General features: G+C 67.2%; 9 protein-coding genes. 2 read left to right on the forward strand and 7 right to left on the reverse strand.

The window, feature by feature from the left end; genetic code table 11:
- Nucleotides 1-9 precede the first annotated feature (9 nt).
- Nucleotides 10-981, reverse strand: a complete 972-nt coding sequence (gene bhcB, locus C8N38_RS04230; RefSeq protein ID WP_108024243.1) for a beta-hydroxyaspartate dehydratase BhcB — start codon at nucleotides 979-981, stop codon at nucleotides 10-12.
- Nucleotides 982-988: 7 nt separating this feature from the next.
- Nucleotides 989-2,167 carry an L-aspartate--glyoxylate aminotransferase BhcA gene (gene bhcA / locus C8N38_RS04235; protein WP_108024245.1) on the reverse strand — a complete coding sequence of 393 codons (1,179 nt, stop codon included), beginning with the start codon at nucleotides 2,165-2,167 and terminating at the stop codon, nucleotides 989-991.
- A 178-nt stretch (nucleotides 2,168-2,345) separates the two neighbouring features.
- Here bhcA and bhcR point away from each other — a divergent pair, with 178 nt between their 5' ends.
- On the forward strand, nucleotides 2,346-3,185 hold the full coding sequence (bhcR, locus tag C8N38_RS04240) for an HTH-type transcriptional regulator BhcR (protein ID WP_108024247.1): 840 nt from the start codon (nucleotides 2,346-2,348) through the stop codon (nucleotides 3,183-3,185).
- A gap of 57 nt (nucleotides 3,186-3,242) precedes the next feature.
- Here bhcR and C8N38_RS04245 read toward each other — a convergent pair whose 3' ends face one another.
- The gene (locus C8N38_RS04245; RefSeq protein WP_170120297.1) at nucleotides 3,243-6,827 is read right to left on the reverse strand and encodes a hydantoinase B/oxoprolinase family protein; all 3,585 of its coding nucleotides are present in this window, start codon (nucleotides 6,825-6,827) and stop codon (nucleotides 3,243-3,245) included.
- Nucleotides 6,828-7,006: 179 nt separating this feature from the next.
- Between C8N38_RS04245 and C8N38_RS04250 the strand changes: the two genes are divergently transcribed.
- A complete protein-coding gene (locus C8N38_RS04250) occupies nucleotides 7,007-7,483 on the forward strand; it encodes an Lrp/AsnC family transcriptional regulator (protein ID WP_108024250.1) in 477 nt (158 codons plus the stop codon).
- A 16-nt stretch (nucleotides 7,484-7,499) separates the two neighbouring features.
- Here C8N38_RS04250 and ugpC read toward each other — a convergent pair whose 3' ends face one another.
- The 4 genes from ugpC to ugpB form a co-directional block, all read right to left on the reverse strand.
- Entirely contained in the window at nucleotides 7,500-8,543 is a 1,044-nt protein-coding gene (ugpC, locus tag C8N38_RS04255; RefSeq protein ID WP_108024252.1) for a sn-glycerol-3-phosphate ABC transporter ATP-binding protein UgpC, read from the reverse strand.
- A gap of 3 nt (nucleotides 8,544-8,546) precedes the next feature.
- On the reverse strand, nucleotides 8,547-9,395 hold the full coding sequence (gene ugpE, locus C8N38_RS04260; protein WP_108024254.1) for a sn-glycerol-3-phosphate ABC transporter permease UgpE: 849 nt from the start codon (nucleotides 9,393-9,395) through the stop codon (nucleotides 8,547-8,549).
- 10 nt (nucleotides 9,396-9,405) lie between these two features.
- Nucleotides 9,406-10,290: a sn-glycerol-3-phosphate ABC transporter permease UgpA gene (gene ugpA / locus C8N38_RS04265; RefSeq protein ID WP_108024256.1), complete on the reverse strand. Its 885-nt coding sequence runs from the start codon at nucleotides 10,288-10,290 to the stop codon at nucleotides 9,406-9,408.
- Between the two features lie 67 nt (nucleotides 10,291-10,357).
- Complete coding sequence (ugpB, locus tag C8N38_RS04270; protein ID WP_108024258.1) at nucleotides 10,358-11,674, reverse strand: sn-glycerol-3-phosphate ABC transporter substrate-binding protein UgpB; 1,317 nt, start codon at nucleotides 11,672-11,674, stop codon at nucleotides 10,358-10,360.
- Nucleotides 11,675-11,878: the final 204 nt, after the last annotated feature.

The following is an 11,878-nucleotide window of genomic DNA, read 5'->3' on the forward strand; positions in this document are numbered from 1 at the left end:
CGGCGGATCTCAGGCCGTCATCCAGGGCAGGCGGTCGAGATCGACATTGCCGCCGGTCACGATCACGCCCACGCGCTTGCCCGCGAAGACCTCGCGGTTCTTCAGCACCGCCGCCAGCGGCACCGCCGAGCTCGGCTCCATCACGATCTTCATCCGCTTCCAGATCAGCTTCATCGCCTCGACGATCTCGGCTTCCGAGACGGTCAGGATGTCGGTCACGTTCGACGAGACGAAATGCCAGGTCAGATCCTTCAGCGGCACCTTCAGCCCGTCGGCCACCGTGTCGGGCGCATCGTCGGCGATGATATGCCCGGCCTTGAAGCTGCGATAGGCGTCATCGGCCTGATCGGGTTCGGCGGCGTAGATCTCGACATGCGGCGCGAGGCTCGACAGGGTCAGGCAGGTGCCCGAGACCATCCCGCCGCCGCCGATGGGCGCGATCACCGCGTCGAGATCGCGGATCTGGTCGTTCAGCTCGCGCGCGCAGGTGCCCTGCCCGGCGATCACCCGCCAGTCATTGTAGGGATGGACGAATTCGGCCCCGGTCCGGGCCTCGACGTCGGCAAAGACCGCCTCGCGCGAACTGGTCGAGGGGTCGCATTCGGTGATCTCGCCGCCATAGCCGCGCACCGCGTCCTTCTTGGCCTGCGGTGCCGTGCGCGGCATCACCACATGACAGGGAATGCCCCGGCGACCGGCCGCATAGGACAGCGACAGCGCATGATTGCCCGAGGAATGGGTGGCAACGCCCGTCGCGGCCTTCTCGTCATCGAGCCCAAAGACCGCGTTGCAGGCGCCGCGCACCTTGAAGGCGCCCGCCTTCTGGAAATTCTCGCATTTGAAGAAGAGCGAGGCCCCCGCCATGCCGTCGATGAAGGACGAGGTCAGGACCGGCGTGCGGTGGATATGGGGGGCGATCCGCTCATGGGCGCGGATGACGTCGTCATAGGTCGGAATGTAGAGGGGTGCGTGGTCCTTCATGACGTCCTCACGCCGCCGCCCGCACGGGCGCGGTCCTGCTGTTGCGATAATGCTCCTGCGCCGCGGCGACACCGCTTCCAAGCCGGACGGGCAGGCCGAGATCGGTCATGGCCATCTCGGCCGTGGCAATGCCCGACAGCGCCATCACGTCGCTCATCAGACCCAGATGGCCGATCCGGAAGACCTTGTCCGCGACCTCGCCCAGGCCCCCGCCGAAGGCAACGCCATAGGCCTCGGCCGCATGGCGCACGATCCGGCCCGCATCGACCCCGTCGGGCGTGACGATGGCCGTCACCGTGTCCGAGCAAAGCTCCGGCCGGGCCGCGCAGGTCGTCATGCCCCAGGCGGCGACCGCACGCCGCACGCCCTCGGCGATGCGGTGGTGGCGGGCGCGGACGGCCTCCATGCCTTCCTCAAGCAGCAGACCGGTCGAGACCGCCAGTCCGTTGATCAGCCCGACCGGCGGGGTGTAGGGATAGTTGCCGCCCAGCATGTCGCGGATATCGAAGAAACAGCGCGGCAGCCCGGAGGTTTCCATCGCCGCCAGGGCCTTCGGGCCGATCCCGACGATGGCAAGCCCCGCGGGCAGCATGAAACCCTTCTGCGAACCGGTCACCGCCAGATCCACGCCCCAGGCGTCCATCCGGAAGTCGATCGACCCGATCGAGCTGACGCCATCGACCATCAGAAGCGCCGGATGCCCGGCCGCGGTCATGGCCGCGCGCACGGCCGCGACATCAGAGGTGACACCGGTCGCGGTCTCGTTATGGGTGACAAGGACGGCCCGGATCCGGTGGCCGGTATCGGCCGCCAGTGCCGCGGCGAAGGCCTCGACCGGCACGCCCTCGCCCCAGGGCCGCTCGACGATCTCGACGTCGAGCCCGTGGCGCTGGCAGAGGTCGATCCACTTCCGCGAGAACATGCCGTGGCGGGCGGCCAGAACCTTGTCACCGGGCCGGAGCGTGTTGGTCACGGCGGCTTCCCAGCCCCCGGTCCCGGTCGCAGGAAAGATCGCGACCTCGCCCTCGGACAGGCCCAGAACCTGCTTCACCCCGGCCATGGCGGAGGCGAGGATCGGCCCGAAAGCGGCCGAGCGGTGATCCATCGTGGGAATGTCGCAGGCCCGGCGCAGGGCCTCGGGCAGGTTGGTCGGGCCGGGCAGAAAAATCGGATTCAAGGCGTGCATCGGGCGGTCCTTCATCTGGCTTTCCAAGGGATAGCGCCCGGTTGCGCTGCGGCGCAATTTTTTCTGAAAGGCTTTTCCGCATGGCGAAAAACGTGATAAAGTATATATTTATCAATGGGTTTATCGTACCTATTTCTTTGAAAAAACATTTCACTTTCAACGCCAAGGATCGATTCGGATGACTCAACCCCGCCTGCGCGGCCGCCCGCGCGCCTTTCACGACAAGACCGAGCAGAACACGGTCCGCGCGCTCGATCGGGCGATGGGACTGCTGTCGGCACTGAGCGAGACGAAGGGGCTGACCCTCTCGGAACTGGCCACGCTCACGGGCCAGAGCCCCGCCACCGTCTACCGGGTTCTGATCACGTTGCAGGGCCACGACATCGTGGAACTGGAAGACGAGGCGCAGCGCTGGCATGTGGGGCCGGGCGCGTTCCGGATCGGATCGGGCTTTCTGCGGCGCACCAATGTCGCCGAACGCTCGCGTGGAGCGATGCAGACGCTGATGCGGGCCACGGGCGAAACCGCCAATCTGGGGGTCGAGGATCGCGACGAGGTGCTGTTCCTGACCCAGGTCGAAACCCATGAGGCGATCCGGGCCTTCTTTCCCCCCGGCACACGCGGGCCGATGCATACCTCGGGGATCGGCAAGGCGCTTCTGGCGCACCTACCGCCGGCCCGGGTCGCGGCGATCCTGAAATCGAAGGGACTTCCGGGCTTCACGCCGCTGTCGATCACCGACGAGGCGGCGCTGGGCGAGGATCTGGCCCGGACCCGGGCACGGGGCTATGCCATAGACGATCAGGAACGCGCCGAGGGCATGCGCTGTATCGCGGCACCGATCTTCAACGCCCATGGCGAACCGGTGGCGGGGCTGTCGGTTTCGGGCCCCGCGTTCCGGATCCCGCTGGAGGCCGCGGCGCGGATCGGGACCGAAGTCCGCGCGGCGGCGGATCGGGTCACGGCCGCAATCGGCGGGACAGTGGGTCTTGCGGGAGCGGCGGAAAAATCCGCGTAGCGGATTTTTCGGGTCCGGGGGAGAACGAGTTTTCTGCGAAAACTCGGGGTCGGGCGGTCAGGGACCTCCCCAGCCCCCGCCGCCGGGGGTGCGGATCTCGAAGAGCGCCCCGGCCTCGAGCGCGACCTCGTCATTGCCCGCCCGCCGCTCGCGCCGGCCATCGGCCCATTCGACCCAGTTCTCGCCGACCGCCCCATCGCCGCCCCCGGCCGCGCCAAAGGGCGGAATGCGGCGGTGGGAACAGAGCGTCGTCACCGTCACCGGTTCGAGAAATCTCAACCGCCGGATCGCCCCCTCACCGCCCGCCCAGCGGCCTGCCCCGCCCGAGCCCTTGCGGATCGAGAAGGACTCGAGCCGCACCGGGAAGCGCCGTTCCAGCACTTCGGGGTCGGTCATCCGGGTATTGGTCATGTGGCTTTGCACAGCGTCGCACCCGGCAAAGCCCGGCCCCGCCCCCGTGCCGCCCGCGATGGTTTCATAGTTCTGGAACCGGTCATTTCCCCAGACGAAATTGTTCATCGTCGCCTGGCTGCCCGCGACCACGCCCAGCGCGCCGTAAAGCGCGTTGCAGGCGGCCTGGCTGACCTCGGTATTGCCCGCGATCACCGCGGCCGGATAGGCCGGGTTGAGCAGGCAGCCCTCGGGCGCGATGATCCGCAACGGCTTGAGACAGCCTTCGTTCAGCGGAATGTCGGCCCCGACCATCGTCCGGAAGACATACAGCACCACCGCGCGGCAAACCGCGAAGGGGGCGTTGTAATTGCCCTCGTGCTGGGGGCTCGTCCCGGTGAAGTCGATCACCGCCTCGCGCGCCCCGCGGTCCACTCGCACCGCGACCTCGATCACGGCGCCATGGTCCATCGGATAGTGGAACCGCCCGTCCTTCAGCGTGCCGATCACCCGCCGCACGCTTTCCTCGGCATTGTCCTGGACATGGCCCATATAGGCGACCACTACGTCCCGGCCGTAGCGGTCGACCACCTCCAGCAGCGCGCGCCGCCCGGTTTCGTTGGCCGCGACCTGGGCCTTCAGATCGGCCATGTTCTGCCTGACGTTCCGGCAGGGCCAGGGTCCCGAACGCAACACCGCCTCGGCCTCGGCCTCCAGAAGCCGCCCGCCATCGACCAGACGCAGGTTATCGATCAGCACGCCTTCTTCCTCGATCCGCCGCGAGTCGGGCGGCGAAGACCCCGGCGTGCGCCCGCCGATATCGGCATGGTGCCCGCGCGAGCCCAGCCAGAACAGGATCTCGCCCTCCAGAAAGACCGGCGTCACCACGGTCACGTCGGGCAGGTGGGTGCCGCCGTTATAGGGCGAGTTCAGCATGAAGGCGTCGCCCGGCCGGATCGCGCCCGCATGGCCGCGCATCACCGTGCGGATCGAGTCGGACATCGAGCCCAGATGCACCGGCACATGCGGCGCATTGGCAACCAGATCGCCCTGCGCATCGAAGATCGCACAGGAAAAGTCTAGCCGTTCCTTGATGTTGACCGACCATGAGGTATTGGCGAGCGTGGCCCCCATCTGATCGGCCACCGACATGAAGAGGTTCGACATCACCTCAAGGAGCACCGGATCGGCCTCGGTCCCCAGGGCGGGCGCGCGCAGGGCTGTGGCGCAGCGGGTCAGGATCAGGTTGCCCAAATCATCGACCTCGGCGGCCCAGCCCGGTTCGACCATATCGGTGCCGGTCGGTTCCGAGATGATGGCGGGGCCTTCGATCCGGGTGCCCGCCCCCAGCGAGGCGCGGGCATAAAGCGGCACCTCGACGGTTTCGCCGCCCAGATGCACCGACACCCGGTCTGCGATTTCGGCACGGGCCTCAGGCGCCATGGCGGCAGGCGCCGCCCCCGTCTCGCCGATGGCCTCGACATCCAGCATGTCGACGATCAGCGCACGGTCGGGCGAGGCAAAGCCAAAGCGTGCCCGGTGGAACTCTTCGAAATCAGCCTGCATCGCGGCAGCGGGGCCGAAGGGCACCTCCAGCGTCTGGTGCGAGCCCTCATAGCGCAGATGCGCGCGGGCCAGTCGGCGGATAGCCTGCCGGGCCACCCCCTGACGTGCGACGGCCTCCTCGGCCCGGGCGGCCAGATCGGCCAGAGCCGCCTCGGCCCCGGCCGTGTCGGACAGCGGCAGGTCGAGCTGGCCTTCCTCCATCGCCCGGATCTCGGCCAGCCCCATGCCATAGGCGGACAGGACCCCGGCGAAGGGATGCAGGAAGACCCGGCGCATGCCCAGCGCATCGGCCACCAGACAGGCATGCTGCCCCCCCGCCCCGCCGAAGCATTGCAGCGTATAACCGGTCACGTCATGGCCGCGCTGGACGCTGATCTTTCGGATCGCATTGGCCATGTTGTCGACGGCGATGCGCAGGAAGCCCTCGGCCATGTCCTCGGGGCTACGTTCGGGCGTGCCGGTCGCGGCCGCGACCTCGCGGGCGAGGGCCTCGAATTTCTCGCGAACCACCGCAACATCAAGCGGCTGATCGCCCCCGGGGCCGAAGACGGCCGGAAAATGCGCGGGCGTCAGCTTGCCCAGCATGACATTACAGTCGGTCACCGTCAGCGGCCCGCCCCTGCGGTAGCAGGCCGGACCGGGATCGGCGCCGGCGCTTTCGGGGCCGACCTGGAACCGGCCATCCTCGAACTTGCAGATCGACCCACCGCCCGCCGCGACGGTGTGGATGTCCATCATCGGCGCACGCATCCGGACGCCCGCGACCTCGGTCTCGAAGCTGCGCTCGAAGCTGCCCGCATAGTGGCTGACATCGGTCGAGGTGCCGCCCATGTCGAAGCCGATCAGCCGGTCGAACCCCGCAGCCTCGGCGGTCTTGACCATGCCGACGATGCCGCCCGCGGGCCCCGAGAGGATCGCATCCTTGCCCTGAAAGAGCGCGGCATCGGTCAGCCCGCCATTCGACTGCATGAACAAAAGCCGCTCGCAGCCGCCCTGCCCCAGATCGAGCGCATCCGCCACCCGGTCGACATAGCGGCGCAGGATCGGCGAGAGATAGGCATCGACGACAGTGGTATCGCCCCGCCCCACCAGCTTGATCAGCCGCGAGGCGCGATGGCTGACGGAAATCTGGGTGAACCCGATGTCGCGGGCGATTTCTGCCAGGCGATCCTCGTGGACCGGGTTCAGATAGCCGTGCATCAGCGCGATGGCGACGGCACGAATACCCTTGCCATGGGCCGCCGCCAACGCCGTGCGGGCAGCCTCTTCGTCAAGCGGCACCAGCACGTCGCCCTCGGCATCGAGCCGCTCGCGGATTTCGGCCACCTCTTCGTAAAGCAGCTCGGGACGCCGGATATCGAGATCGAAAAGCCGGGGCCGCGCCTGATAGCCGATCCGCAGAAGATCGCCGAAACCCTCGGTGATCAACAGCAGCACCCGTTCGCCCTTGCGTTCCAGCAGCGCGTTGGTGGCGACCGTGGTGCCCATCCGGACAGCCCCGATGGCGCCTCGCGGCAGCGGGTCGTCCGGGCCAAGGCCCAGCAGGTCGCGGATGCCCTGCACCGCGGCATCGGCATAGCGTTCGGGGTTTTCCGACAAGAGCTTGTGGGTCAGCAGCCGACCGTCGGGCGTCCGCGCCACCAGATCGGTGAAGGTGCCGCCCCGGTCGATCCAGAAATCCCACATGCCTGCCGCCATACCGTCCCCCGCTGGCCCGTTCCCCGATCGCGGCACCTTGTCCGGGCCGCCCGGCCGAGGTCAAGACCGCATCCCATCGCGGGCGTTTTTCCTGAATCTTCCGAAATTTACCTTGCGTTTCCGGGAAAATGTTCCGATCCTTGGCGTTCAGATTGCAGGAGTCCCCGATGGCGCATGACCAGACCCAGCACAGGCTCGACGCGCTCGACCGGCGCATCCTGGGCGAGTTGCAGGCCGATTCCGGCCAGTCGCTGGACGAGATCGCCCGCAAGGTCGGGTCGTCGAAGACGCCGGTCTGGAACCGCATCCGCAAGATGCGCGAGGCGGGCGTGATCCGGCAACAGACGGTGATCGTCGATCCGAAGGCGCTGGACCGGGGGACCTGCTTCTTCGTGCTGATCCGCACCTCGGAACACGAGGCCGACTGGCAAAGGCGGTTCCTGCAGGCGCTGCTGAAGCGCCCCGAGGTGCTGGAGGCGCACCGGCTGGCGGGCGAGATCGACTATATCCTGAAGGTCCGCGTGGCCGATGCCGCCGCCTATGACGTCTTCTATCAGGCGCTGATCTCGGACGTGCGGATCTTCAACGTGACGGCCCTGCTGTCGATGGAAGAGATCAAGGCGACGACGGTGCTGCCGGTCTGAACCTCAGGTCTGAGCCTCAGCCCAACCTGCGCCCGGTCGCCGGGTCGAAGAGATGCAGGTCGGCCGGGTCGGTAGCCAGCGCCATCCGCTCGGCAACCGGGGCCTCGACCGCGGTCTGGGCGACCATCGCCTGCCCGCCGATCCGGCCGTGCAGCAGCCGCGCGCCCCCCAGCTCCTCGACATAGTCGAGATGGAAAGCGCCACCGGCATCGGGGGAAAGCCGCAGCGCCTCGGGTCGGAGCCCCGCCGTGACCCGCCCTCCGGGATGCGCCACCGCCGAGGCCAGCACCGCATCGCCGACCCGAAGCGCGCCCGCCTCGACCGCCGCGTCGAAGAGGTTCATCGCCGGCGCGCCCAGAAAGCCCGCGACGAAAGTCGTCGCCGGATGCCGGTACAGATCGAGCGGCGCGCCCTGCTGTTCGATCCGGCCGCCATTGACCACCACCAGCCTGTCGGCCAGCGTCATCGCCTCGAGCTGATCATGGGTGACATAGACCGAGGTCGTGCCCAGCCGCCGGTGCAACTGCTTGATCTCGCCCCGCATGTGGATGCGCAGCTTGGCGTCGAGGTTCGACAGCGGCTCGTCGAACAGGAACGCGGCCGGTTCGCGCACGATGGCCCGGCCCATTGCGACCCGCTGGCGCTGGCCGCCAGAAAGCGCGCGCGGCTTGCGGTCGAGCAGGTCCGACAGTTGCAGGATGCGGGCGGCGGTCGCGATCCGCCGGGCGATCTCGGCCTTCGGCATCCGCCGGTTCCGGAGCCCGTAAGCCAGGTTCTGCCGGACGCTCATATGCGGATAAAGCGCATAGGTCTGGAACACCATCGCGATGTCGCGCTCGGCCGGCTCGCGCTCGTTCACGCGGGCGCCGCCGATGCGGATCTCGCCATGGGTGACCCGTTCGAGCCCCGCGATCATCCGCAGGATCGTCGACTTGCCGCAACCCGACGGCCCCACCAGCACCACGAACTCGCCGTCACCGATTGCCAGATCGACCCCCTTCACCGCCTCGACGCCGCCGGGATAGACCTTGCCGAGGGTTTCAAGCTCGATTGCCGCCATGGTCTATTTCTCCTGCTCGATCAGGCCCTTCACGAAGAGCCTCTGCATTGCGACCACGACCAGCACCGGCGGCAGCATCGCCAGTGTCGCGGTCGCCATCACGTAGTTCCACTGGGGTTCGGCATCGGCCACGTCGACCATGCGCTTGATGCCCATGACGACGGTGTAAAGGCGTTCGTCCGTGGTCACGATCAGCGGCCAGATGTACTGGTTCCAGCCATAGATGAAGAGGATCACGAAAAGCGCCGCCATGTTGGTGCGCGAGAGCGGCAGCAGGATGTCGCGAAAGAACTTCAGCGGCCCCGCGCCGTCGATCCGGGCGGCCTCGACCAGCTCGTCGGGGATCGTCAGGAAGAACTGGCGGAACAGGAACGTCGCCGTCGCCGAGGCGATCAGCGGCACCGCAAGCCCGGCATAGCTGTTCAGCATGCCGAGATCGGCCACCACCTTGAAGGTCGGTACGATCCGCACCTCGACCGGCAGCATCAGCGTGACGAAGATCAGCCAGAAGGCCAGATGCCGGAACGGGAAGCGGAAGAAGACGATGGCGAAGGCCGAGAGGATCGAGATCGCGATCTTTCCCAGGGCGATGGACAGCGCCATGATCAGGCTGTTGCCCATCATCAGCCCCAAGGGCGGCGCGCCCGAGGTCGAGATGCCTGTCCCGAACATCTGCCCGTAGGTCTCGCGCCAGTGATCGCCGGGCCAAAGCGGCACCAGCCCCGACAGGAAGGTGGTCGAGGGATGGGTGGAGGCAACGAAGGCCAGCCAGACCGGAAAGGCCACGGCCAGCACGCCGAGGATCAGGACGGCATGGGCCAGCGCGGTCAGGACGGGACGGTGTTCGACCATGGCGGGCCTTTCAATACTGGACGCGCCGCTCGATGAAGCGGAACTGGATGAAGGTCAGGGCCATCACGATGCCCATCAGCACCACCGACTGCGCCGCCGAGGACCCGAGGTTCAGCCCGATGAACCCGTCCTGATAGACCTTGTAGACGAGGATGTTGGTGGCCTGCGCCGGGCCGCCTCCGGTGGTGGCGTCGATCACCGCGAAGGTCTCGAACATGGTGTAGGTGACGTTGACCACCAACAGGAAGAAGGTCGTGGGCGACAGCAGCGGAAAGACGATGGTGACGAAGCGCTTGACCGGCCCGGCCCCGTCGATGGCGGCGGCCTCGCGCAGGCTTTGCGGGATCGCCTGAAGGCCCGCGAGGAAGAACAGGAAGTTGTAGCTGACCTGCTTCCAGGCCGAGGCCAGCACCACGAGGATCATCGCGTCGCCCGCCTTCAGCCGGTCGTTCCAGTCATAGCCGAGCCCGTCCAACAGATAGGGCAGGATACCGATGGTCGGGTTGAACATGAACCACCACAGCACCCCCGCCACGGCCGGCGCGACCGCATAGGGCCAGACCAGAAGCGTGGTATAGCTTCGGTGGCCCCGGATCACCCGGTCGGCCGACACCGCCAGCAACAGCGCCAGCCCGATCGACAGCGCCGCAACAGAGACCGAGAAGACCAGCGTGACCTGGAAGGAATTCAGATAGCCGGGGTCCTGCAAGAGCCGCGTGTAGTTGTCGAGCCCGACGAACCGCGTCGAAAGCCCGAACGGGTCCTCGCGCAGGAAGGACTGCCGCACGGCCTGGCCCGCCGGCCAGAGGAAGAAGACGAAGGTCACCAGAAGTTGCGGCGCAAGAAGGACATAGGGCAGCCAGCGGCTGCGGAAGGTTGCGCGTCTGCTCTGCATCTTCGGGGCCTTGTTCGGGAGGACGGCGGGCCCGCAACCGTATCGGCGCGGGCCCGCCGCGGGACGATCAGCGGACGGTCTCGGCGAAATCGGCGATCAGCGCGTTGCCGCGCTCGACCACGGCCGACAGCGCCTCTTTGGCGGTCTTGGTGCCCGCCAGCAGCGACTGGAACTCCTCGTCGATCACGGTGCGGATCTGCACGTAGTTGCCGAAGCGCAGGCCCTTGGAATTCGGGGTCGGCGGGTTCAGCGTGATTTCACGGATACCCACATCGGCGCCCGGGTTCTGGTCGTAATAGCCCTGCGCCTTGCCCAGATCATAGGCCGCCTGGGTGATCGGCAGGTAGCCCGAGAACTGGTGCCAGTCGGCCTGCACCTCGGGCGAGGACAGATAGCTGAAGAAGTCGGCCACGCCCTTGTACTCTTCGTCGGGATGGCCCCGCAGCACCCACAGCGTCGCGCCGCCGATGATCGAGTTCTGCGGCGCGCCCTCGACATCGTCGTAATAGGGCAGCATGCCGAAGCCGACCGGGAATTGCGAATTGGCCATGACGCCCGCGCGCGAGGCCGACGAGTTCATGTACATCGCGCATTCGCCCGCATAGAAGGCCGGCGCCGCGTCGCTGCCGCCGCCCGGGCCGCCATACTTGAAGACGCCCTCTTTCTGCCAGCGGGCGAGGTTGTCCCAATGGCGCACCTGCACCGGACCGTCGACCGTCAGCTTGGCCTCGACCGAGCCGAACCCGTTCTCGTCGGTGCCGATCGGCTGATTGTGCCAGGCCGACAGGTTTTCCAGCTGGACCCAGCTGATCCAGCCGGTGGTAAAGCCGCATTTGGCCGCCCCGCTGGCCAGGATCGTCTTCGACATCGCCTCGAGATCGGACCAGGTCGCGGGCGCGGTCTCGGGGTCGAGCCCGGCGGCGGTGAAGATGTCCTTGTTGTAGTAAAGGATCGGGGTCGACGAGTTGAACGGCATCGACAGCATGTTGCCGTCGGTATCGGTGTAATAGCCCACGACGGCCGGCAGATAGGCCTTGGGATCGAAGCCGGCCCCGGCCTCCTGCATCAGCTGATAGACCGGGTAGATCGCGCCCTTGGCGGCCATCATCGTGCCGGTACCGACCTCGAAGACCTGCACGATATCGGGCTGCTCGCCCGCGCGGAAGGCGGCGATGGCCGCGGTCATGGTCTCGGTATAGTCGCCCTTGTAGACCGGCACGACCTCATAGGTGTCCTGGCTGGCATTGTAGCCCGCGACGATCTGTTCGAGCTTGCTGCCAAGCTCGCCGCCCATCGCATGCCACCAGGTCACCTGGGTCTTGGCGGCGGCCGCCGTGGCGGTCAGGGCAAGCGCCGCGGCGCCGGTAAGAAGAATGCGCGTCATGGAGTGGTCCTCCCGCTGTTCTGGTTGCGACCCGCGCAGCCCTAATGGTCGAATGTAACGGTTTCTCTTCAAAGCGTCGCAAAGCTGTGCAAACCGGTCAACACCCGGCCCGCAGCGCGGCGCGGTCCGCCACCCGCCCCGGCTTCAACGCTGCAAGGACATGTTTCCGATATAAAAAAGTCAGGGATCCGTGACACCAAGCAC

The organism is Rhodovulum kholense (assembly GCF_003053725.1).
GTDB lineage: Bacteria > Pseudomonadota > Alphaproteobacteria > Rhodobacterales > Rhodobacteraceae > Rhodovulum > Rhodovulum kholense.

Bases quoted from the DNA above. Each gene is read 5' to 3' on its own strand.
- bhcA (WP_108024245.1), bottom strand. From the start codon at position 2,167: ATGCACGCCTTGAATCCGATTTTTCTGCCCGGCCCGACCAACCTGCCC.
- bhcR (WP_108024247.1), top strand. From the start codon at position 2,346: ATGACTCAACCCCGCCTGCGCGGCCGCCCGCGCGCCTTTCACGACAAG.
- ugpB (WP_108024258.1), bottom strand. From the start codon at position 11,674: ATGACGCGCATTCTTCTTACCGGCGCCGCGGCGCTTGCCCTGACCGCC.
- ugpE (WP_108024254.1), bottom strand. From the start codon at position 9,395: ATGGTCGAACACCGTCCCGTCCTGACCGCGCTGGCCCATGCCGTCCTG.
- C8N38_RS04250 (WP_108024250.1), top strand. From the start codon at position 7,007: ATGGCGCATGACCAGACCCAGCACAGGCTCGACGCGCTCGACCGGCGC.
- ugpC (WP_108024252.1), bottom strand. From the start codon at position 8,543: ATGGCGGCAATCGAGCTTGAAACCCTCGGCAAGGTCTATCCCGGCGGC.
- ugpA (WP_108024256.1), bottom strand. From the start codon at position 10,290: ATGCAGAGCAGACGCGCAACCTTCCGCAGCCGCTGGCTGCCCTATGTC.
- bhcB (WP_108024243.1), bottom strand. From the start codon at position 981: ATGAAGGACCACGCACCCCTCTACATTCCGACCTATGACGACGTCATC.
- C8N38_RS04245 (WP_170120297.1), bottom strand. From the start codon at position 6,827: ATGTGGGATTTCTGGATCGACCGGGGCGGCACCTTCACCGATCTGGTG.